Here is a 22,399-nt window from a genome sequence, read left to right as displayed (position 1 = left end):
GTAACGTATTATTTATTCTTCAGCTTCTCCTGAATCGCTGCGAGTTCTTCATCCGCACTTGGCGAAGCATGTTCATTATTACCCGCATCTGCGTTCATGTCCCTCTCGAGCTGGGCGATTAATTCGTCCAGATCATCTTCCTGTGCTCCAGCACGCAGTTCTGCCAACGCTTCTGCTTCGTTCAATGCCTGGTTGGCCTTGTCTTCCATGGCCTTCAATGCGGCATCAGCCTTGCCCGCAGATGCATTCCGTTCATTGGTCTGTTGCTGCGCCCTCGCATCTGCCATGCGACCCTTCAGTTCGGCATGCCGCGCTTCCAGTTGCCCCAGATCGGCAACCAGTTTATCGTTCATATGCTTCATCATCTTGGCTTTGGCGGAAGCACGTTCATAGGCAGCCTGTAATTCGTTCAATTTGTCAGCCAGCTTCACTTTCTTCTCCAGAAAATTACGTGCCTTCTCTTCATCTCCGGACTCCGCCGATTTCTCTGCGTACCGCTGTAACTTCTTGACCTCGGCGCTGCACTCATCCAGTGCTCGCTTCGCCCGGCTCTCATCCGACAACACCGCCGTCGTCTCGGCCTTCACCTGCCCCAGATCACTGCTCAGGTTGCGCATATACTCATTCACACTCTTCTCCGGATCTTCTGCCCGAGACAGCATGTTGTTCACATTCGCTTTCATCACGTCTCTAAACCTCGATAAGATTCCCATTACGTGTTCCTCCTCCGAAAAGTTCATATGTATACTATAATACATGAATACGCCCACATACGTTTCATATTTCACGATGGCAAGTGGAGTCCATACGATCCAAATTCACACGATCATAGCGCAAAATAAGAAAAGACGAGCACCTATAGTGTCGTCTCACCCCCTAACTTCAGAACTAGCCTATAGCTCAACCGGAAGGCTCTCCACCGCGGTGAAAAACACATCCAACAGCTCAACATTGTACACTGTACGAATGTATTCTTCGATCTGGGCTAACTCTTCTTCCCGCTGATACTCCAGACATGGACGGCCTTCACTCCACAGGACTCAGCACGGGAACTTTGCGACAACATCCTTAATGATGTGATCTGGCTCAGCTACTTTATGAATGTCTCCCATATAAAACTCCTCATTTCTCTATACTTAGCGTGTGCAATGATCCATTAATTTTGAAATAGTTAAGGATTCGATTCAGTGCACTTCATCACATTTCACTTGGTGAGTTAAGCCATATCCATATCCATTTTTCGGATGTAGCCGTGTTGATTCCCCCCCATAGGTGCCATTCCTTCGCAAGTTGGCTATAATAGGGGGATCAAAGTTTTCGATAAAGGCAGGAAAATTATGCGTACACGAGTTCACTTTATTGCTCCCTACGAATCGATGATTCCTATTATACAAGAGTGCATTCCCCGTTTTCCCCAGTTAACCATTCAGACAGACGTGGGCGACTTGGCGAAAGGCGTGGAGCTAGCAATCCAAGCTGAGAAAAATGGGGCAGAGATTATCATTAGCCGCGGCGGTACCGCCCAATTGATTAAAAAAGCAGTAACTATTCCCGTCATTGATGTGCAGTTATCGGGTTATGATATGATTCGTTCACTTACCCTGGCAAGCCAGTTTAACGGTCAGACAGCGATCGTTGGTTTCTCCAACATCACCTCTGGTGCACAATCGATTATTGATCTGATGGATCTGCCTCTCAAGGTCTATACCATACATAGCTCGGAAGATGTGGCACGATTGCTCCTGGAGTTGAAAGCTTCCGGGTACCGCCAGATTGTCGGGGATGTGATCACCGTCAACACCGCGAAGACCTATGGTCTGGAGGGATTGTTAATCCAATCCGGTCAGGAATCCATCCTTAGAGCGATGGCAGATGCGCAGTTGGTCTACCGTTATTTGAGCAAAAATCATGCGATATCGATCATACTGAATGACCTGGTTACACGGGAACATCCGAATTTGCTTATTTTAAATGAACGGAATGAAGTCGTATTCGAGAACCTGACCGACTTTGAGAACAATCCGCTGACCGAAAATCACATGTATCTGACCAACACGAGTCTGGAATTCCACCAATCCCAGGTCCAAAATGTGTTCATGGTGGACGATTATCAGCTCACGGTTAACGCCTATGAAACGACCCTGGACAACAAGAACTACAAGGTATACATGCTGGAAAAAGGACAACCCTATGCCTTTGCACAATTCGGCATAACAACGTTCACGGACGCATCGATGGAGCCTATCGTTGCCGAATCCCCTGCCATGCAGGCGGTATTAAAGAACATTCGGGCACTTTACGAGAATCATGAACCGATCTATCTGCTAGGTGAAGCGGATTCAGGTAAATCTTTTCTAGTCAAACATATTCATCAGATGTACTCTGCCGGCGGACTGTTATTACAGATCGATCTCTCACAAGTGCCTTCCGGTCATTTGCACAAGATACCACTCGCCAAGGTTCGAAATGTAGAGATTAACCACATGGAGACACGTATGGAAGATCCGGAGTTGCTCTCCTTTATCCAGAGCTGCCTTCATAACCGGATTGGGGTGTTTATACTCGGGGAGCAGGCATTGAACCCACATTGGTCACTCGATCTGGAGCTTAATACGATCATGATGCCAAATCTTGCGGATAGACCAGAAGATCTGGCTCCACTGATGCAGCATTTTCTTACGGGATATTACCAGAAGTACGGAACTACTGCGGTTAGAATAAAAGAAGATGCACTGCAGCTGATCCAAGAACAGATCACACATATGAATGTCAACCAACTGAAACATCTGATCAAGCAGGCTGCACTCAATGAGCAGGAGTATGTCATCTCCACCGCTACCTTATCCCGCTTGCTGGATCAGCAACCTTCTTCAAGTCCAATGAAGTTGAACGGTACGCTGAAGGAGATCGAAAAAGAAGTGATTCAGATTGTGCTTCAGGAGGAAAACAACAATCAATCGAAGGCTGCGGAGCGTCTGGGGATTAACCGGGCCACATTATGGCGTAAACTTAAAGATTAACTTTAAGTTTGCGTCTTTTTTATCGCCTTGTTGTGTTGCATTTTTAAACACTATAATACTTATTTAAAATTTACAATAATTTATTGTTGCTATATTAAACGATATGGGATAATATAATCCCTGCAAGCGCTTCATAAAAACGATTACTTCATAAGGAGCTAACTACTATGAACATTAAAGCAACTTTAGATCGCATCCCTGGCGGTATGATGGTTGTCCCCCTGCTGCTTGGTGCAACGATCAATACATTCTTCCCGAATGCTCTGCGCATTGGTGGATTCACGGAAGCTCTCTTCGTTAATAGTGCCAGTACGCTGATTGCGCTGTTCCTCTTAATTGCCGGTACACAGATTACGTTCAAAACGGCAGGTTCATCTGTCGGCAAAGGTTTGACCTTGCTTACGTTCAAATGGGTGATTGGTGCAGGCCTTGGTTTTATCGCTATTTTGTTTGCGGATTCAAGCGGTTTATTCCTGGGTCTGGCCCCACTTGCCATTATCGCTGCGATGACCAACTCTAACGGTGGTCTTTACATCGCACTCGCTGGTCAATACGGTAAAGAAGATGACAAGGCAGCTTACCCTTTCCTCGCGCTCAGTGATGGTCCATTCCTGACCATGGTAGCGCTCTCGATCTTTGGTGCAATGGGCTTTGCGAACGGCATGTTCTCCCCGATGGCATTCGTTGCTGTATTGCTTCCACTCATCGTTGGTGTCATTATTGGTAATCTGGACCGTAATCTGGGGGATTGGCTTTACAAAGGCAGTGACAAACTTGTTCCGTTCTTTGCATTCTCCCTGGGTATGGGAATCAACTTCTCCTCCATCATCCAAGGTGGTCTAGGTGGCATTCTGCTTGGTGTTCTAACCGTGCTTCTCACAGGCGGAATCGGATACTTCTTGTTCAAAGCCATTGGCTGGAACCCGATTGTTGGTGCTTCCGAAGGTTCAACAGCCGGCAATGCGGTAGGTACACCTGCTGCCATCGTGGCTGCTAATGCTTCATTTGGCCCGATTGCGGAGATTGCTACGGTGCAAATTGCGGCGAGCGTTGTAACGACAGCTATCCTGTTACCGATCTTCATCGGGTTCCTCTCCAAACGACTGGAGAAATCAGGTGGCGTCGAGAAATACAATCAACGACCAACCACATAAATGATTTTGATCTGATCTGATGAATTTAATTGACAATCTAATACGAACGGACTTTTTATAAAATTGTGCTTATAAGGAGGGATGACTGCATGAAATTAGCCATTATTGCAGATGATTTGACCGGTGCCAATGACAGCGGGGTGCAGCTTGCCCGCCATGGCTTGAAAACCAGTGTTCTTTTTAATATGAATGAAGAACCTCTTACACAATACGATGCTGTCGTCTTTGATACAGATAGTCGTTCCATATCTCCGCAGGAAGCGTATGAACGTGTATATCGGGCTGCTGAGTTGCTAACGAATAATGGATTTGAGACGATTTTCAAAAAGATGGACTCCACCATGCGCGGCAATATCGGCATCGAGATTGATGCTGTGTATGATGTAGTTAAGCCTGATTTTATGATGATTGCTCCAGGATATCCGAAAAATAACCGGACTATTCTGGACGGAATTCATTACCTGAATGGCGTTCCACTGGCAGATACTGAAATTGCCCATGATCCGAAGACACCTGTAACGATTTCCTACCTTCCGGACTTATTGAAACTTCAAACCAAGTACGAAGTTGGCGAGATCACCGTCGCCGATCTGGAAGCCGGCCAGCATCATCTTTGTGCCAAGCTGAAACAGTTGAAGGAAAACAATACTCCTTACGTCCTGGTGGACTCCACCGAGGAAAGCCATCTGGAGCTGGTACTACAGATGACTCGCGAGTTGGATTATACCTTTGCCTGGGCAGGCTCAGCGGGTATTGCCAACTACCTCCCTGCTCACTTTGCACTTGAATCCAAGTCTACCGCGCTAACCATACCCGAGAATCCGGGTCCAATCCTGACGGTGGTGGGCAGTGTAAACAAAAATTCGCGCGAGCAGTTGAGTCGCTTGCTGCGCAAATCCCGCGTGGCTTCTGTCTCCTTCCACTCCTTCAAAGCGGTATCCGCGACCGCAGACCGTGCAGAAGAGATGGAACGTGTCTATAACGAGGTCCGCGACAAAGCGCTGGAAGGACAAGATGTCGTCCTTTACTCCACCGCTGAACAGATTGATATTGAATTGGCTCGTGCCACGGGCGAAGTTCGGGGACTTAATCACACCGAAGTTAGCAATGAAATTGTACTCGCGATGGGTGAGATCTGTGCCAGACTATTGGAAGAGGGACTGTTCAAGGGTGTCTCCATGACTGGTGGCGATACGGCAAAACAAATCTGTCTGAAATGGAATATTAGCGGCTTCGAGCTGCTGGATGAGCTTGAAATCGGCGTGCCGATCTCCAAGTTTATAGGCATTGATGATCTGCATGTGATTACCAAAGCAGGCGGATTCGGCAAACCAGATGTCTTTATCCATGCGATTCAAAAATTAAAAGGAGGTATTCTCGTATGAAACCTACAATCGGAATTACGATGGGCGACGCAGCAGGTATTGGACCGGAGATTATTATGAAAGCACTGGGTCATCAAGAGATGTATGATCAGTGCAATCCACTCGTGATTGGTGATGCGAAGATTCTGGAGCGCGTACTGCCGATCATCGGCTCAAGTCTGAACGTTAACGCGATTCAAGAGCCTTCCGAAGCCAAGTATGAATTCGGTACTGTAGATGTGATTGATTTGAACCTTGTCCCTGCGGACTTGGAATACGGCAAAGTATCTGCCGTGGCTGGGGATGCAGCATTCCAGTTTCTCGCCAAAGCCATTGATCTGGCCAAAAAACACCAGATTCACTCCATCTGCACAGCACCTTTGAACAAGGAAGCCCTGCATCAAGGAGGGCACCTATATCCAGGCCACACCGAAATTCTGGCGGACCTGACGGATACGCAGGACTTCTCGATGATGCTGACGACGCCTAATCTGAGAGTCATTCACCTGACGACACACATGGGTCTGATTGATGCCATCGCGAGTATTAACCCGGAAAGAACCTACACCGTTGTGAAGCTTGCCCATGATACGTTGAAAAAAGCAGGCTTTGAGAATCCGCGCGTAGCCGTATGCGGAATCAATCCTCATGCCGGAGAGAACGGACTGTTCGGCAACGGAGAGGAAGAAGAGAAACTGCAGCCCGGCATTGAGCGTGCGCAGCAGGAAGGCATTAACGTTGTTGGTCCACTCCCGGCGGACACACTCTTCTTCCGCGCTGGCCGCGGCGACTTCGATATCGTTGTAGCTTGCTATCACGACCAAGGCCATGCGCCAATTAAGGTAATGGGCATCGAGGAAGGCGTGAATATCACCGTTGGTCTGAAGGGCGGAATCATTCGTACGTCGGTTGACCACGGTACAGCCTTCGATATCGCTGGCAAGAACATCGCCGATGACAAAAGCATGCTGGCAGCCATTCGCTCCGCCATCGAGCTGGCACCGAAGGATCAGGGATAACACCAAGATTCATCCGGTACATGCGTGAGTCTGATCGTGATCGTAAGATCAATTGCAGATGTATCGGTATATCGTTGGTATTCGATAAATAGGAAGAAAAAGGCAAACCCTTTATTAGTTCATGGGTTTGCCTTTTTGTATGTGTCATCCACGCCAACCTATCTCAAGGGAACAACATACGCTTATTTTTATCACCCACCGTATCCAACCCCAACCATCTAGGCAAAAAACCAACTTAGAATAATAATTCCCAGCCAGATGAAAAAGGAAGCCCCGCAAGCAATAATTTCATAGAAATGAATCTGAAACAGCCTGTACGCACCCTGATCTGTTTGGCGAAGCCCGAAGAAATCACAATGCTGATTGATATAGATCAGTCCGCAAGCAAAGGCTAGACCTGATAATATAACGGCAGAAGTCGGTAGACTCATGACATAGAGCGGATTCCCGCCTGTATCAAAGCTGATCTCCCACCCGAACCATTTTGAAATCAGGAATGTAAGCACAATGAGTAGAAACACAAGAAGTCCTAGACTAAAAGGATGTTGCCTGTAATCAATCAGACGCATAAAGGTTTGCATAAAATGACTTTCAGGCTTTAAATCCTCCTCTTGCTCCTTCAGGTCTCCCCTGTCATCATTCATAATGTAGAAAAACGAGAAGCAAATGATGCCCACGAATATGGTGATCTGTACCATACGTAAAGCCAGACCGAGGTGAAAGACAGCGATAACTGCATGGATGATTAGGAGAAACAAAATCAGTCTGCCGCCTACAGCCTCTCGGTCTTTCCACATTCGATTCACGAATTGCTGTGCTGGCACCCTCTCAGCATGTATTTCTTGAACTTCATCCTTCATTGGAGCCTCTTGCTTCCGTTTATGCTGAATCATGATATAAGCGAATATCATCAAGCATAGTCCGATTGCCAAAAGGGCCCATGCTGATCCAGGATAGAGATCATAAGAGTCAGCTACATCCACGATCCACAACCCATCCAAAATGACGATAAAAATACCTAACATAAGTAGATAAGGTGCTGCTTTATAAACGATTTATCTTCACTCCTTTGTTACAAGTTACAAGCATTATGGGAAGTGATTATTTTTACCCTGACAGGGACAGGGGTGAATCTATGTTCAACAGCTCACATAGGAGCTTATGTTATGTTATGCTAAACTGAATATATATCAGCGAAATCCAAAGCATCACATATATAAGGTATTATGAATACAATACAGATTTTATAGATGAGAAAAAGGAAGAGATTCAATGGGAAGAAAACAATCTTTTACCGAAACAGAGCTACTGGATACGACCAAGAAATTAATTCTGGAGCATGGCTACGACGGTTTTCACCTCAAGCTGCTCTCACAGCATCTCTCCGGAGCCCGAAGCACGATATATCAATATTACGCTAATAAAGAAGAGATTGTTGCTGCTTGTATGAAGCGTGTAATAGCAACCGTGTTGGAGAATTCATTGGCCGTTGATGAGACTGATCCCATGGATGCTCTTGAGCAACTGCTTCTGATCTACGCAGAAGAATCGACGCTCCATCAACTTCTGGGAGATGCCAGCAAAATTAATACGACTAATTCTGCTGCGGCAGCGAGAGATCTTGAATTCATTGAGGAAGCACATAAGACCCTCAAAATTCAATTATCACGCTTATTTGAACGCGCACAGCAGGATCAGGCCCTTCGGCAAGATATCCCTCTACCTGTACTTGTTGGTGTATTCTTCAACTTGATTAATACGCCTAACATGATGAATATCCCTACGCCTGATTGGGGAAAGCTGCTGTTCCAAATGTGGATCGGAGGAGCCAAGAGCTAACTTTGTTCTTGGATTTAATTTGACACAAGTGTCATTTATATCGTTTAATGATGAAGACCGCGTGGCCGCGCATCTAATTTGACACATGTGTCAAAAAAAAGAGAGAAGGAGTTGAACAGATCATGTTTTTAGCGATGAAGGAGCTAATGCATAGTAAAATGAAGTTTTTGATGATTATCATTATCTTCGTACTCATGGCATGGTTGGTATTTATTTTATCCGGTCTGGGAAATGGATTGTCTACACTAGCCGCATCAACATTCAAGACCATGAAGGCTGATTATGTCATCTTTGAAGAAGGGGCTCAGTCTTCCATGAGCAAGTCACTGCTGTCAGATCAACTGGTGGCGAAGGCGGAACAACTTCCTAATGTGGATGCCGCATCCCCTATGGGAAGTACGATGGCAACAGCAATGAAAGAGACGAGTACCAAGAATGAAGATAAAGTCGATATAGCGATTATAGGAATTAACCCAGGAAGCTTCCTGGAACCAGCTATTGTAGAAGGTGACAGCCTGTCTTCCGATAATCCCACCGGGGTAGTTGTGAATTCGACACTAAAAGATGAGGGCTATAATATTGGGGACACATTTCAACTGGATGGCACGACGGAATCATTGACCATTATCGGATTTGTGGAGAATCAGACTTATAACCACGTTGCATCCGTATTTACGCCAATGGCTGAATGGCGGAAGATTGCCTTTGCGGCTCCAGGTTCAGATAAAGGAATTGCCGGACCGGTTAATGCGATCATGTTACAAGGCGAGAATATTGATCCAGAAGCTATAAATAAAGAGTTATCCAGTACGGATACCGTTACCCGGTCGGAAGCTGTGCAAGGCATGCCAGGATACAAAGAAGAGAACGGAACGATTCTGATGATGCTTGCCTTTCTGCTCGCGATCTCTGCATTTGTACTCGGGGTATTCTTCTATGTCATTACGATGCAAAAGACCAACCAGTTTGGCATTATGAAAGCGATCGGTGCCAGCAACCGTTTCTTGGGAAAAGCCATTATCTCGCAAGTGTTTGTCCTTTCCCTGACTAGCATTGTTGTTGGAATCTTGCTGACTTATTGGACAGCAGCAATTATGCCAAAAGGAATGCCATTTAAGCTGGAGACCAGTCTTGTCTTCAATTATTCTATTATCCTGCTGGTTATCGCTATGTTAAGTTCACTGGTATCTGTTCGCAAAATAACGAAGATTGATCCGCTTAAGGCGCTCGGGAGGGTTGAATAATGAGTAAGGGATTGCACATGCGGGAAGTCACCATGTATTATGCCGAAGGAAACAATCGGATCACCGCGCTCGATCATGTATCCATATCCGTGGAACCGGGGGAATTTGTTGCTGTCGTTGGACCTTCTGGTTCTGGTAAAAGTACATTCTTGTCTATTGCTGGGGCCATGCTGAAAGCCTCCGAAGGAGATATTCAACTAAACGGAAATCATATTTCGAAGCTTACGGAGAAAGAGCTATCTAATATACGGCTGCAAGAAGTTGGATTTATTATGCAATCTTCCAATCTAGTTCCCTATCTAAATGTTCTCGATCAACTGTTAGTTGTAAAAAGAATGGCGGGAACGGTCAAAAAAGAGGATAAGGCATTTGCCACCAAACTGCTGGAAGAACTGGGGCTGGGTTTGAAGTTGAAAAGTTTTCCCGAAGAGTTATCCGGTGGTGAGAAACAACGGACAGCCATTGCGCGTTCGTTAATGAATAATCCCAACATCATCTTGGCCGATGAACCAACCGCCAGTTTGGACACCAAACGAGCCCATGAAGTGGTTAGTCTAATCGCGCAAGAAGTGAAATCACGCCAAAAAGCGGCCATTATGGTTACCCATGATGAGCGTATGCTTGAATATTGTGACAAGGTCTATCGGATGTATGATGGCGGTCTGTCCCTAGCCAAATCATAAATATATGGACTGAATCCTATCCGTGTCGTTAACTATTATTTTCATAAAAATCTTCTGTCCAGAAAAATAGCCCGTTAACTAGCAATTTAAGCCTGTCCATCACTCCGCTTGTTATCTCACGCTAGGCGCCATCGTCACTCGTGTCTTTCACCCACAAGCATCATTTCATGTTTGCTCTGCGATGGTCTGCTCCGTCGATAGGCACTTGGTGACATACCGCTCTGTTTGTTGAAGATGCGATTGAACTGGGAAAAGCTGGCGAACCCACACTGTGCAGCAATGTCCGTAATTTTTTCACTCGAATTCAGCAGCAATTGCTGGGCATTTCGAATACGGGTCATCTGTACATACTCCGTGAAGGTAAAACCAGTGACCCTGTTGAATTGGCGGGACAAGTGGTGGGCACTTACATAAAACCGCCTGGATACCTCTTCCAAAGATAAATCCTGCTGATAATGGCTGTGAATATAGGATGCAATGGCATACATGCGCCGGGACATCGATGATCCTGTCTCTTCTCGCACATACCCGTTCTCTGCCGCGTAACGATGAATGGCACATAGAAATTCTACAAATTTATGATGGATCACAACCGGTTGAAGTGTAGATCGCTGCTGGGATATGGCAAAAATGTCATTGATGGGCGCGAGGATTTCTTTGCGCCGTTCTTCCGGGAAGCGGAAAATCGGAACCTCCTCATCAAAAATGGAGAATAGTTCATTGTAACCGTTCTCAAGTCCGGGCATATGGCGAGGCATCGCAAAATTAATCATCAACCGTTTTGGCGGTGTACCTTTCGGATACTGCGTCTTATGCAGCAAAGAAGGTCGCAGCAGCACGATATCCAATGGCTGAATCTCATATAAACTGCCTTCAATAATATGCGCAGCCGTACGATCCAGAAGAATACAGACTTCATAGAAATCATGAAAGTGCTGAAACTCCATATTCAAGTCATGGGAGCGTTCGTCGTAGTCCAAATGATAAAAGAGTTCGTCTCCAGGCTGATTGACATGGATTACATATCCCTGCTCGTATGTCAAAACGGATGTTGTCATGGACATGCCTCCTATCCCGATACTAATGATTTTATTTTAGCATGAAATGCAATAAAAATACGTCTTTTTCAGCATACATTACGTAGTTTGCTCCCTTTCCCCTTTGTTATGATAGAGTTGATATGTTAGCGCTTGCAGTATACTTGCTTCAACGACGACTACAGCCTGTACTTACTACAAACCAAGGTGGGAAACCAACATGAAAATGAATTCCTTGTATACTCGGATCCATACCATAGTTAAACACTTGGAACGTGCACGACTGACCTCAAAGACATATATACCGGAGCTTTATCATAAAGAAAGTGGTTACCACTCCTGGGAACTAGTGCATGAAGACCCTTCCTCCTGGAACGTATTTCGTAAAGGGGATGGCTGGGGCGGTAAAGATGTACACAGCTGTTTCAAAACCCGGATTCGCATCCCGGATCATATGGAAGGAAAAAAAGTCGTATGTACCATCGTCACCGGTGCGGATGATATCTGGAACTATGATAATCCACAATTTCTGGCTTTCCTGAATGGGAAATTGATCTGTGGTCTGGATGTGAACCATACGGAAATTGACCTGACACCTGCTGCGGCAAAAGGCGAAGAATTCGAACTGGCTTTATATGCGTACTGTAGTACTTCGGCAGCCGATGTCTTTCTCAATGTCTATGTAGCTGAGCATCATCAGCCTGTAACCGATCTATATTACGATCTTAAGGCTGCGCTCGATGCGGCGGATCTGCTGCGTGAGGATGATCTGGAGCGGCTGAATTTGGTCGAACATCTGAATAAAGCCGTGAATCTGCTGGATTTGCGTCAGGAGAACAGCGCAGAATTCCATGCGTCGGTACCGGAAGCGCGCCAATATTTGCAAGATCATGTCTATGGTGATGTCCGCCCTGCGGGTGATCACATCCCAACCGTTCACTGTATCGGACACACGCATATCGATGTGGCATGGCTATGGACATTGGATCAGACCCGGGAGAAGGTCATTCGCAGCTTCGCGAGTGTATTGTATCTGATGGACAAGTTTCCAGAATACACGTTCATGTCCTCGCAACCCCAATTATATGCGTACCTGAAAGCAGACTACCCGTCTCTCTATGAAAAAATCAAGGAAAAGGTAGCTGAAGGCCGCTGGGAAGCCGAAGGTTCGATGTGGCTGGAAGCCGATTGTAACCTGATCTCCGGCGAATCCATGATCCGTCAGATTATATACGGCAAACGTTTCTTCAAGGAAGAGTTCGGCGTAGAGAACCGTGTGCTCTGGCTGCCGGATGTATTTGGTTATAGTGCAGCGATGCCGCAGATTATGCGCAAGAGTGGCATTGATTATTTTATGACCACCAAAATTGCCTGGAATGATACGAACCAAATTCCGAACGACACGATGTACTGGAGAGGTATTGACGGCTCTGAAGTTCTAACTCATTTCATCACAGCGACAGACTATGACAAGCATCCCGATTTCAGACAACGCCGCTTCGAAACGACTTATAATGGACGATTCAACGCCTCCCAAGTCAAAGGCACGTGGCAGCGATACCAGAACAAAAACATTAATGCAGATGTTCTGCAATGTTTCGGATTCGGGGATGGCGGCGGCGGACCAACCGAAGAGATGCTGGAGCATGGCAGACGACTTGATGTTGGATTGCCGGGTGTGCCTGCGGTGAAACGTACCTTTGTACGCGAGTTTTTCGAGAAGTTGGAGCAAAATCTGGTGGATGTGCCTTCCGTTCCCCGCTGGTCGGGTGAGCTGTATCTGGAGTATCACCGCGGTACCTACACTTCCATGGCCCGCAACAAACGGTACAACCGTCATAGCGAATTTGCGTTGGCTGATGCCGAGCTGTATGCCATGATTCATCGTCAGGCGAATGCCCAGGCAGCCTATCCAACCGATGCACTGGAGCACGCATGGAAGCTGACGATGCTGAACCAGTTCCATGATATTCTGCCGGGCAGCTCCATTGAGCAGGTATATGTGGATTCCAAAGAGCAATATGAAGAAGTGCTGCGTGTCACGGATGAGCTGAAAGACAACGCACTGAACGGCATTGCAAGCCAAATTACATCTGATGGCGAAGCCATTGTCGTATTCAACACCACTGGATTCGTACGAACAGACGTGGTTGAACTGCCTGCTTTTGCGAGAAAAGTGACCGTCCATGATGGAGATCGCCCTGTACCAAGCCAGCGTACTCCTGAAGGCGGACTTGTGTTCCTTGCAGAGAACGTGCCGGCATCCGGGTATAAATCCTTCCGAATCACAACGGATCTGACAGACGAACTTGTCGCGAGCGTATCAGTTGCACAGTGGGAAGCCAATCAGCGCCACATCCATACACCTTGGTACGAAATTCAACTGAATGAAAGTGCCGAGTTCATATCCGTATGGGACAAGCTGGAGGGGCGTGAGCTGCTTCAGTCTGGCAAGCGTGGTAATGTGCTGCAAGTGTTCGAGGACCGACCTGCGGAATACGAGGCATGGAACATTGACGACTATTATGAACAGCATATGTGGGAGATTAACGACCTGCAGTCACTGGAGTGGGTTGAAAGCGGGCCCGTGCGTTCCGTGTTGCAAGTGAAGCGACAGTTCCTGGACTCTGTCGTTGAACAAACGATTATCTTCTACGCGCATACACGCCGGATTGATTTCCGTACGTTAGTGGGTTGGAAACAGGAGCATTTGCTGCTGAAATCCGCCTTCCCGCTGGACATCTGGAGTGAGAAAGCAGTATACGAAATTCAGTACGGCAACGTTGAGCGTGCTACCCACCGTAATACGAGCTGGGATCAAGCCCGGTTTGAAGTATGCGGACAGAAGTGGGCCGATCTGGCGGAGAACGGTTATGGCGCTGCTCTGCTGAACGACTGCAAATATGGATATGATATTCATAACTCGGTGATGCGACTGTCGCTGATCAAGAGCGCGACGTACCCGAATGAAAATGCCGACAAAGAGCAGCACGTATTCACCTACGCGCTCTATCCGCATCAGGGCGACTTCCGTGAAGGACGTGTCATCCAGGCTGCTTATGATCTCAACCGTCCGCTGGTTGCTCGTGAGATTGCATCGCAAACCGGCACGTTACCTGGGCTGTGGTCACTCGCATCGGTTGATCAGGATAATGTCGTGCTGGAGGTTATCAAAAAAGCCGAGAACAACGATGATATGATCATCCGTCTCTATGAAGCACATGGCCGCCGCAGCCGTGCTTCCCTGCAATTGCCTGAAGGAGCAGGTGCCACGGCGTACGCGTGTGATTTGCTTGAGAATAACGAAGCGGAATGCGCCGTGGAAAATGGTCGGATTTCTTTTGATATTAAACCGTATGAGATTCTAACTTTCCGTATTCCTGCGAGACACTAGCAGAACTTACGCAACGCGGAAAACTGCAACAACCCTTAAAATGCTCCAATAATGAAAGGCTGCCTCCTGTCATATCTGACATGGGAGCAGTCCTTCCTTATTTTCTATGTATTACACGTTATATTCTCATACCACCACTGCATCCTAGTTGAAGTCCATCCAGAAAAATTGAGAGATGGCAAGCCCTACCCCGATAAGATTAGCCACAATAAAAAACCACTTTTTCGCCCTTCTACTTGTTTGTTCCCCCGTCCATAAACTCCAGGCTACAATCCCATTCACCACAACCATAATAATCAGTGCGAACCACCAGTTAGCCACCACTAAACATCGCCCTCCCCTGAACAACCTGCTTATGACCCCATAGCTATGCTGCTTGCCATCCAGAATTCCACAGATGTATGCTCTTATCGTTATTAATATAGCCCGATAAGGCAGGCTATGCCTAGATACAATTCAATTAAAAAACACCCTTTGGAATTTCACTGGTAACCCAGGGGGACCAATAATTATTCCAAAAGGTGCGCAGGTTATAATGGCGTTTAATCACATCGTACTTACAGTCTGGAACACATTTAATTTCATATTGATCCATACTTGGCAGCAAGTGACGCGAAAAGTTTTTCATATTGCTTCGTAAAGTTGGGCAGATATTGCTTGTCCTTCTTTAAAATTCTTCGTACTCACTTGGGTCCTGATCCCACAACCGTCCATCCGGACGATTAAATGCAGAAATGACCTGCATCTCTTCTGTGCTCAACTCAAAATCAAATATATTGATATTTTCCTGCTGATGCTGCAAGGAGCCCGCTTTCGGAATTGGAATGGAGCCCAGCTGAACATGCCAGCGCAGAATGATCTGGGTCGGTGTTTTGCCATGCGTTTCCGCGATCCGAAGAATGTTCTCATCCTTCAGAATATCCTGTACAGCATCATTGCCACGTCCGATCGGACTCCAGGATTCGTTCACGATGCCATGCTTCGTATCCTGTTCCCGCTGACCAGCTTGGTCAAAGAACGGATGTAGCTCAATCTGATTCAGGCTCGGTGCTACCCCCGTCTCCTTAATCAGGCGTTCATTGTGCTCAGGCAGGAAATTGCTGACGCCGATGGATCGGATATATCCACGCTTTTTGGCTTCGATCAGTGCTTGCCATGCCTCGACATACATGTCCTTCTTCGGATTGGGCCAGTGGATCAGATACAGGTCATAATAGTCCAGATCCGCTCTGTACAATGATTCCTGAATCGCCACGAGTGCTTTATCCTGAGCGTGATAACGCCCCGGCAGCTTCGAGGAAATCAGCAGGTCTTCTCTGGCGATGGAGCTTTGCTTAATTGCTCTGCCCACGGTTGCCTCATTCTCATAGTTATACGCCGTATCAATTAATCGATAACCCGCATCCATGGCAGACGCGATCGATTTAACGCCTTCTTCACCTTTCAGACTGTAGGTACCAAATCCAATTGCAGGTACTTTCAAGCCATCGTTCAATGTATATTCCGGAATCTGATGGTTCATGTGTGAACTCTCCTTTGCCAAAAGGTTAGATTTTCGTTCCGAGATTAGATTGTTAGAAAATAAACGTCCTCTCGTTATTCTACCCCTTCACGCCGGCTTGAATCAATGCGAACTCCTCTACATCTAAGCCATCCAATAACACTTCAACTCGGCTGACCTATCACAGACATATACATTTATTTGTCATCTCCTACAATTATATCTGTGATGATGTCTAACTGTTTCTCTACTGCAATAGGGTCACTCGGAAGGAACTGATCAAAGTTAATGGAGTATACGTGACCCGCTTTCCCGGCTGGTGAGGCATCAATCAACTTTTGCACATCCTTGAGCTTGTCCTCAGCTCCCTCATTGACGGCCAGGAACAGACGGTCACCGATAAATTCGGGAATGACCTCGGTGGAAATCTCCCACGTTTCTCCATGAATGACGTCCGACTCTACCTTGGCCGCTGGCTTCAACCCAAGATATTTATAAATAATGTTGCCCCCCATATTGGTATCTCCGTATACAAAAAGAGCATCTGGACGCACGTTTAATATAGAATACGTTTCATCCGCACGAACATAAGGGCTAATTTTCGTTTTGTACGCTGCGATTTTGGCTTTGAATTGCTCATTCCATAACCGTGCTTCCTCTTGTTTCCCGAGAATATCCCCAAACATCTCCACATCTTTAATCGGGTCATTATACTGCTCGACAACAATGGTCGGAGCGATCTGGCTCAGTGCATCATACCCGCCTTCCACAGCTTCTGCGAATGCTGCCGTTGTCACAATCAGATCTGGCTCCAGTGACAGGATTTTCTCGGCATCTGGCGGCACGCCCACATCTGAAATACCGGAAGTATCATCTATAAGTGGGTTATCCAAAATATATGTCGTTGTGCCAACCGGCTTCACCCCCAGCGCCATCAATTCGCCCAAGTGATAGAAGCTGACGACTCGCTGTGGGTTCACAGGAATCTCGGTTGCGCCTTTCAGATGTTTATATATCCGCGTTTCCACAGCTGCGCTGTCCGTAGCTACAGCAGTATTCGTATCTGATGAAGCTGGCTGGGAAGCCGTTGCTCCTGGAGTACTGCTGGTCTGGCAAGCACTTAGAAGCAAGGATGTGCATAATAACATCATCGCCCCAAAGGCTGGTCTTGAAAATCTAAACATGGATGTGTCCCCTTCCCCAATCCGTTGATAATAAGTCTCATTCTCATTATGAGAACCGGAGTTAGGGGTTACAATAGACGATTCTAACCCACGTAATGGATTATACTGAACCTGTTTCCGATATTGTGTACGAAATTGTATTGGCGATAAGCCGGTATGCTTTTTGAACAAGCGACTGAAATAATACATATCCGCATAACCTACGTTGCTTGCTATTTCCTGGATACGGGCTTCGGATCTTAGAAGGTACTGCTTCGATCTGTGAACCCGCACATGAATAAGATATTCAATCGGTCCTAGTCCAATCTGGTTTTTGAACAAACGGGATAAATAGCTGGCGCTGCAATGGTATCTCTTGGCTAGTTCCTCGGCTGTAATCAGCTCGCTATAGTGATCGTGAATATAGTGGATTGCGTCAGTGACGATATTGGGTTTGCTGCTTTCCTTTTTAGCCCATGTCTGAATCTGTTGCCGCATGATCTCGTACACCAACGGAAGAAAAACCGACTGTGCCTGTAGCTTGTCTATGGAGGCGGGTTCTTGCCACAGACGGTTCATGGCTTCACACTTTTCCTGGACAGGGAGTAATGCATACGGTGCAAACCCATACGTCATCTGGAAACCCTTTCGATCTTCCGGCGATGCACACTCGGCTGTATATAAAATCAGATAACAGGCAAAGTCCTGTTCCAACGGTGTAATACTTAGCCCAGCATCTGCCCCCCCGTGTAATATGTATGCTGAATGAGTCTGGTAGACCTCGCCTGATATCCTTATCCTAGCCTCTCCATGAGTAGTGATTAAGAAGAAGCTGTTATGCGCCACATCGTGATCAGGAACCGTTCCATGCTCCGCACGATAATACCGAATATCCAGTAATCTAACGGCCGTTCGGCTCCACTGTTCGATATGAGCTTCCCAATCCATACACGTTCCCCCTACTTCTTCGTTCTTAAAATATGCCTATTATATCACAGACAAAAAGCCATCAACCCCGATGAGTTAATGGCTTATGAATGAATAGTATATTGGAAAAGGATAGAGCTGTTATGAGCCCCTAGTACTCTCGCACCAATTGTTTATCCTCTTTCAGTTGCACAATGTCATGTCCAGTTGGATTCTGGAAGGCCCGCAGTCCAAAAGTTGACGCCACCGCGAAGATATGGTCAAAGATATCCGCCTGAACGTTCTCATATACACCCCAGTTGATATCATTGCTGAATGCATAGATTTCCAGAGGCAGCCCGCGATCTTCCGGTGCTAATTGTCGCACAATCATCGTCATATCTTTATTGATCTTCGGATGGTTCCTCAAATATTGATGGATATATTCCCGGAATACACCGATATTTGTGAGCTGTCTGCCGTTCACGTTGCTTTCAGTATTCACCTGATGCTCCATGTTGTACGCTTGAATTTCTTTAAGTTTGGAAGTGACATAATCCGTCAGGTAATGAATCTTCTCAAATTCAGCCACCATCTCTTCCGTACAAAAACGAATACTGCTGATATCGATATAGATGCTCCGCTTAATTCTTCTGCCACCAGACACCTGCATGCCTCTCCAGTTCCGGAACGAGTCCGATATGAGGGCATAGCTTGGAATCATCGTAATCGTTTTATCAAAATTCATCACTTTCACTGTGTTCAATGTAATGTCGATAACGTCCCCGTCTGCATTATACTTTGGCATCTCGATCCAGTCACCAACACGCACCATATCGTTCGACGATAGCTGTACACCAGCCACGAGACCAAGGATCGAGTCTTTGAATACGAGCATCAATACCGCCGATAATGCACCAAGTCCGCTGAGGATAATGAGCGGATTTTGTCCAATCAGGCTGGAGATGACGATAATGCCCCCGATAATGAACAGAACGATCTTGGCTACCTGAATGTAGCTCTTGATTGGGCGAATCTTCGACACCTCATAGGTACGATAGATATCATCGAATACATTAAGCAATGCATTCATTACCGTGATCATGATGACAATCATGTAGGTCATTGCTGCTTTTTCAATTATGGTCTGATAAGACGGGAAAATATAAGCCGAATAATAGATAATAATAGCCGGCACAAGATGCGACAGCTTCTGAAATAAATTTTTCTGAACCACGATGTGGCCCCACTTGAAACGGTTATTACTTACAATACGATGCACCGTCTTCAGTACCACTCGCTTGGCAATCACATTCGCCAATATCGAGATTAGTGCGATAAAAATAATCATAATGATGTTTGAAAGATAACCAATGGAGGGTCCACTCATGCCGAGTTCTTCTAGTTGATTTTTGATAAAGTCCATTGTTTCCTCCTGACATAATCTAGTTTAGCCTATTATTATAAAGTAGTTTGAGAGGGCAAGCAAAGTTTATACCTATGCTCCGTTCTTCCTATACAAATTATATATAAAAAAGGACCCAGTCATTCAAAGAATGATGGGTCCACTTGATTATGTTATCTTTTCATCCTGCTCACGAGAAATGTCCAGCAGCTCACTCACCGTCACCAATCGATACCCTTCTGTGACCAGTTCCTCCACCAGAACACGTACCGCCTCCACCGTCTGGGAACGGTCTCCGTACCCGTCATGGAATATCAGCACACTGCCGGGTTTCACCGCAGACCGGGTATGCTCCACGATATGCTCAACGCCAGGATTATCCCAATCTTTCGCATCACCGTTGACCGCACCAATCGTGCGATATCCGCGTTCCGCTGCCAGAGACAATATATCATCGTTTACGCCAAAATACGGCGGTCGGAAGCTGCGGGCAGGTTGCCCCGTAACTTCTTGAACAAGATGTTCTGCGCGTTGCAACTCTTCCCCGGCTTCCTCCAGCGTCAGCTTGGTCAGGTCCGGATGCGTGTATGTATGGTTTGCGATCTCATGCCCTTCACGGTGTACCTCCGCCGCAATCTCCGAATGAGCCTCTATCTCTTGGCCAATCATGAAAAACGTCGCCTGCCCACCGGCACGACGGAATATCTCAAGAACTTGAGGTGTATACACCGGATGCGGCCCATCATCAAACGTAAACGCCACAACCTTTTCCCGAACAGACTCTTGCTCTACCATCGCGATATTGACCATAAATAATGACCCCTCTCTGCAACTGACTGGCTACATACCTCTTATTATTCCATGTTCATAGACCGCGGTCTAGTCCAGTCTCCAACTAACCTTTGATCGCACCTGCGATCATGCTCTTCTGCACCTGTTTATTCAACAGCAGATAGATGATCACCGTTGGCACCGTCGTAATCATCAGTCCCGCACCAATGATGCCCCATTGCGTAATGTACGTTCCCACCATCGACATCATGCCCACCGTCAATGTCTGATAAGCCGTGTTATTAATAAACGTGACCGCAAACATCAGCTCATTCCAGCACGACAAAAACGTGAAGATGGCTACCGTTGATATAGCCGGGGTTACCAGAGGCAGAATGATAGAGAAAAACGTCCGGTAGATACCGCAGCCGTCGATCACCGCCGACTCCTCCATCTCTCGCGGGATACCTTTGAAAAAGCTGCCCAGAATGAATACCGCCATCGGAATGCCAAACGCCACATAGGGAATGATCAGTGACCAATAACTGTTGAGCAGGCTCAGATTCTTCAAAATAATAAACAATGGCAGCAGCGCCGCATGAATCGGCACCATCATGCCCAGCAAAATAATCGTCATCGTGAGCCCGCTGAGCTTCCAGTTCATTCTTGTGATTGCGTATCCCGTCATCGAAGACAGGATCAGTACCAAGACAATGGAGGCAGCTGTGACCAGCACGCTATTCATAAAATAGGTCAGCACATGGCCGTCGGACATGGCTTTGGTATAGTTGCTCCACAGAAACGCCTTTGGTAATCCGGCAACATCGCCGCTGAATATTTCACTGTTATCCTTCAGGGAAAACAGCGCCAGCCAGATGAGCGGGTAGATCTGCACAATTGCGACGAGGATCAGAAACGCTTGCAGGAACACTTTCCCGATTGGTCCGGAGATGGACCTTGGCTTGGGCTTTTTTTGCAACATGACTTCTACGGTACTCATGCCTCATGCCTCCTTCTATTCCGTTTTGAACAATGAATTAATGAGGATCGTACATACCAGACACTCCACAATGATAAATACCGAGATTGCACTGCCATATCCGTACCGGAACGTATCAAAAATGGTGGCGTACATCAGCGTGCTCGGCACTTCAGTGGTATAGAACGGCCCGCCGCCCGTCAGCACATAGATCAGGTCAAACACCTTGAATGCGCCAATAACCGAAAATACAAGGCTTACCTTCAGGATCGGCTTCATTAAAGGAATCATAATGGACCAAGCCGTGCGAAGACGTGAAGCACCATCCATTCTTGCTGCTTCAAGCACATCCTGCGAGACGGATTTCGCTCCTGCGTACATCAGCAGCATGTGATACCCTACGTACTGCCATAGGGTTGGGATAAAAGAAGCCGCAAGTGCCGTGTGCTTCTGACCCAGCCAATCTTGCGCCCAATGGGCTAAGCCGATATTTTGCAGCAGCACGTTCAGCAGACCGTAATCGGCATTGTAGATTTTTGACCACAACTGGGCAATAACCACCGTTGAGATCAATACCGGGATGAAATACACGGTCCGGTAGAACCCTTCCCCCTTGACGTTGGACGCCAGAATCAGCGCGAGCACGAGCGAGATCGGCAGTTGAATGAACACCGAAGCTCCCGCGAATAACAGGGAGTTTTTGATCGAATTCAGTACACGCGTATCCTTAAACATCTCCACATAGTTGTCCAGACCGATAAATGTCCCCCTGCCTACGCCATTCCAGTCCAACAGACTGTAATAACTGGAGACAAAGATTGGAATAAGCACAATTCCGCAGAACAGAATCAGTGTGGGCAGTACGAAGACAGCTATGGTGCCTTTATTGGAAAATACAGAGTTCATTGTTGTTCTCCTCT

18 protein-coding genes are annotated in these 22,399 nt (G+C 46.7%); 8 read left to right on the top strand and 10 right to left on the bottom strand.

The window, feature by feature from the left end; genetic code table 11:
* Positions 1 to 8: 8 nt before the first annotated feature.
* A complete protein-coding gene (locus NLBNIHML_RS18485; protein ID WP_494352472.1) occupies positions 9 to 713 on the bottom strand; it encodes a PspA/IM30 family protein in 705 nt (234 codons plus the stop codon).
* A gap of 624 nt (positions 714 to 1,337) precedes the next feature.
* Here NLBNIHML_RS18485 and NLBNIHML_RS18480 point away from each other — a divergent pair.
* From NLBNIHML_RS18480 to pdxA, 4 genes are all read left to right on the top strand, one after another.
* Positions 1,338 to 3,020 (top strand): sigma-54-dependent transcriptional regulator, encoded by a 1,683-nt coding sequence (locus NLBNIHML_RS18480; RefSeq protein ID WP_494352471.1) that lies wholly within the window; start codon positions 1,338 to 1,340, stop codon positions 3,018 to 3,020.
* A gap of 167 nt (positions 3,021 to 3,187) precedes the next feature.
* Positions 3,188 to 4,174: a 2-keto-3-deoxygluconate permease gene (locus NLBNIHML_RS18475; protein WP_339239051.1), complete on the top strand. Its 987-nt coding sequence runs from the start codon at positions 3,188 to 3,190 to the stop codon at positions 4,172 to 4,174.
* Between the two features lie 89 nt (positions 4,175 to 4,263).
* Positions 4,264 to 5,559 carry a four-carbon acid sugar kinase family protein gene (locus tag NLBNIHML_RS18470; protein WP_339239050.1) on the top strand — a complete coding sequence of 432 codons (1,296 nt, stop codon included), beginning with the start codon at positions 4,264 to 4,266 and terminating at the stop codon, positions 5,557 to 5,559.
* Positions 5,556 to 6,557 carry a 4-hydroxythreonine-4-phosphate dehydrogenase PdxA gene (gene pdxA / locus NLBNIHML_RS18465; protein WP_192136204.1) on the top strand — a complete coding sequence of 334 codons (1,002 nt, stop codon included), beginning with the start codon at positions 5,556 to 5,558 and terminating at the stop codon, positions 6,555 to 6,557. Before NLBNIHML_RS18470 ends, pdxA begins: the two co-directional genes overlap by 4 nt.
* 218 nt (positions 6,558 to 6,775) lie before the next feature.
* Here the strand turns inward: pdxA and NLBNIHML_RS18460 are convergent, their stop codons facing one another.
* Positions 6,776 to 7,582, bottom strand: coding sequence for a hypothetical protein (locus NLBNIHML_RS18460; protein ID WP_494352470.1), 807 nt, complete (start codon positions 7,580 to 7,582; stop codon positions 6,776 to 6,778).
* A 247-nt stretch (positions 7,583 to 7,829) separates the two neighbouring features.
* Between NLBNIHML_RS18460 and NLBNIHML_RS18455 the strand changes: the two genes are divergently transcribed.
* From NLBNIHML_RS18455 to NLBNIHML_RS18445, 3 genes are all read left to right on the top strand, one after another.
* A complete protein-coding gene (locus NLBNIHML_RS18455; RefSeq protein ID WP_124118296.1) occupies positions 7,830 to 8,396 on the top strand; it encodes a TetR/AcrR family transcriptional regulator in 567 nt (188 codons plus the stop codon).
* 122 nt (positions 8,397 to 8,518) lie between these two features.
* Complete coding sequence (locus tag NLBNIHML_RS18450) at positions 8,519 to 9,640, top strand: ABC transporter permease (RefSeq protein WP_494352469.1); 1,122 nt, start codon at positions 8,519 to 8,521, stop codon at positions 9,638 to 9,640.
* On the top strand, positions 9,640 to 10,323 hold the full coding sequence (locus tag NLBNIHML_RS18445) for an ABC transporter ATP-binding protein (RefSeq protein ID WP_124118298.1): 684 nt from the start codon (positions 9,640 to 9,642) through the stop codon (positions 10,321 to 10,323). The genes NLBNIHML_RS18450 and NLBNIHML_RS18445 overlap by 1 nt, the downstream gene beginning before the upstream one ends.
* 134 nt (positions 10,324 to 10,457) lie before the next feature.
* Here the strand turns inward: NLBNIHML_RS18445 and NLBNIHML_RS18440 are convergent, their stop codons facing one another.
* The gene (locus NLBNIHML_RS18440) at positions 10,458 to 11,381 is read right to left on the bottom strand and encodes a helix-turn-helix transcriptional regulator (protein WP_339258275.1); all 924 of its coding nucleotides are present in this window, start codon (positions 11,379 to 11,381) and stop codon (positions 10,458 to 10,460) included.
* 199 nt (positions 11,382 to 11,580) lie between these two features.
* Here NLBNIHML_RS18440 and NLBNIHML_RS18435 point away from each other — a divergent pair, with 199 nt between their 5' ends.
* On the top strand, positions 11,581 to 14,754 hold the full coding sequence (locus tag NLBNIHML_RS18435) for an alpha-mannosidase (RefSeq protein WP_494352468.1): 3,174 nt from the start codon (positions 11,581 to 11,583) through the stop codon (positions 14,752 to 14,754).
* Positions 14,755 to 14,898: 144 nt separating this feature from the next.
* On the opposite strand, the gene NLBNIHML_RS18430 is transcribed toward NLBNIHML_RS18435, so the two are convergent.
* From NLBNIHML_RS18430 to NLBNIHML_RS18400, 7 genes are all read right to left on the bottom strand, one after another.
* Positions 14,899 to 15,075 carry a hypothetical protein gene (locus NLBNIHML_RS18430; RefSeq protein WP_339239042.1) on the bottom strand — a complete coding sequence of 59 codons (177 nt, stop codon included), beginning with the start codon at positions 15,073 to 15,075 and terminating at the stop codon, positions 14,899 to 14,901.
* 346 nt (positions 15,076 to 15,421) lie between these two features.
* Entirely contained in the window at positions 15,422 to 16,276 is an 855-nt protein-coding gene (locus NLBNIHML_RS18425) for an aldo/keto reductase (protein ID WP_494352467.1), read from the bottom strand.
* A 176-nt stretch (positions 16,277 to 16,452) separates the two neighbouring features.
* The gene (locus tag NLBNIHML_RS18420) at positions 16,453 to 18,366 is read right to left on the bottom strand and encodes an AraC family transcriptional regulator (RefSeq protein ID WP_494352466.1); all 1,914 of its coding nucleotides are present in this window, start codon (positions 18,364 to 18,366) and stop codon (positions 16,453 to 16,455) included.
* 130 nt (positions 18,367 to 18,496) lie between these two features.
* Complete coding sequence (locus tag NLBNIHML_RS18415; protein WP_339239039.1) at positions 18,497 to 19,750, bottom strand: mechanosensitive ion channel family protein; 1,254 nt, start codon at positions 19,748 to 19,750, stop codon at positions 18,497 to 18,499.
* 147 nt (positions 19,751 to 19,897) lie between these two features.
* Positions 19,898 to 20,539 (bottom strand): polysaccharide deacetylase family protein, encoded by a 642-nt coding sequence (locus NLBNIHML_RS18410; protein WP_494352465.1) that lies wholly within the window; start codon positions 20,537 to 20,539, stop codon positions 19,898 to 19,900.
* A gap of 85 nt (positions 20,540 to 20,624) precedes the next feature.
* Complete coding sequence (locus NLBNIHML_RS18405; RefSeq protein WP_192136213.1) at positions 20,625 to 21,500, bottom strand: carbohydrate ABC transporter permease; 876 nt, start codon at positions 21,498 to 21,500, stop codon at positions 20,625 to 20,627.
* A gap of 15 nt (positions 21,501 to 21,515) precedes the next feature.
* Positions 21,516 to 22,385 carry a carbohydrate ABC transporter permease gene (locus NLBNIHML_RS18400; RefSeq protein ID WP_339304843.1) on the bottom strand — a complete coding sequence of 290 codons (870 nt, stop codon included), beginning with the start codon at positions 22,383 to 22,385 and terminating at the stop codon, positions 21,516 to 21,518.
* Positions 22,386 to 22,399 lie beyond the last annotated feature (14 nt).

The sequence above is a fragment of the Paenibacillus sp. JNU01 genome (genome assembly GCF_059130585.1).
The sequence above is the reverse complement of the archived record's forward strand: the minus strand, read 5'-3'. Positions and strand labels throughout refer to the sequence as shown.

Coding starts and splice junctions, on each gene's coding strand:
- NLBNIHML_RS18400 (WP_339304843.1), bottom strand. CDS start 22,385: ATGAACTCTGTATTTTCCAATAAAGGCACCATAGCTGTCTTCGTACTG.
- NLBNIHML_RS18440 (WP_339258275.1), bottom strand. CDS start 11,381: ATGACAACATCCGTTTTGACATACGAGCAGGGATATGTAATCCATGTC.
- NLBNIHML_RS18420 (WP_494352466.1), bottom strand. CDS start 18,366: ATGGATTGGGAAGCTCATATCGAACAGTGGAGCCGAACGGCCGTTAGA.
- NLBNIHML_RS18450 (WP_494352469.1), top strand. CDS start 8,519: ATGTTTTTAGCGATGAAGGAGCTAATGCATAGTAAAATGAAGTTTTTG.
- NLBNIHML_RS18425 (WP_494352467.1), bottom strand. CDS start 16,276: ATGAACCATCAGATTCCGGAATATACATTGAACGATGGCTTGAAAGTA.
- NLBNIHML_RS18415 (WP_339239039.1), bottom strand. CDS start 19,750: ATGGACTTTATCAAAAATCAACTAGAAGAACTCGGCATGAGTGGACCC.
- NLBNIHML_RS18405 (WP_192136213.1), bottom strand. CDS start 21,500: ATGAGTACCGTAGAAGTCATGTTGCAAAAAAAGCCCAAGCCAAGGTCC.
- NLBNIHML_RS18480 (WP_494352471.1), top strand. CDS start 1,338: ATGCGTACACGAGTTCACTTTATTGCTCCCTACGAATCGATGATTCCT.
- NLBNIHML_RS18470 (WP_339239050.1), top strand. CDS start 4,264: ATGAAATTAGCCATTATTGCAGATGATTTGACCGGTGCCAATGACAGC.
- NLBNIHML_RS18455 (WP_124118296.1), top strand. CDS start 7,830: ATGGGAAGAAAACAATCTTTTACCGAAACAGAGCTACTGGATACGACC.
- NLBNIHML_RS18485 (WP_494352472.1), bottom strand. CDS start 713: ATGGGAATCTTATCGAGGTTTAGAGACGTGATGAAAGCGAATGTGAAC.
- NLBNIHML_RS18475 (WP_339239051.1), top strand. CDS start 3,188: ATGAACATTAAAGCAACTTTAGATCGCATCCCTGGCGGTATGATGGTT.
- NLBNIHML_RS18445 (WP_124118298.1), top strand. CDS start 9,640: ATGAGTAAGGGATTGCACATGCGGGAAGTCACCATGTATTATGCCGAA.
- NLBNIHML_RS18460 (WP_494352470.1), bottom strand. CDS start 7,582: ATGTTAGGTATTTTTATCGTCATTTTGGATGGGTTGTGGATCGTGGAT.
- NLBNIHML_RS18410 (WP_494352465.1), bottom strand. CDS start 20,539: ATGGTCAATATCGCGATGGTAGAGCAAGAGTCTGTTCGGGAAAAGGTT.
- NLBNIHML_RS18435 (WP_494352468.1), top strand. CDS start 11,581: ATGAAAATGAATTCCTTGTATACTCGGATCCATACCATAGTTAAACAC.
- pdxA (WP_192136204.1), top strand. CDS start 5,556: ATGAAACCTACAATCGGAATTACGATGGGCGACGCAGCAGGTATTGGA.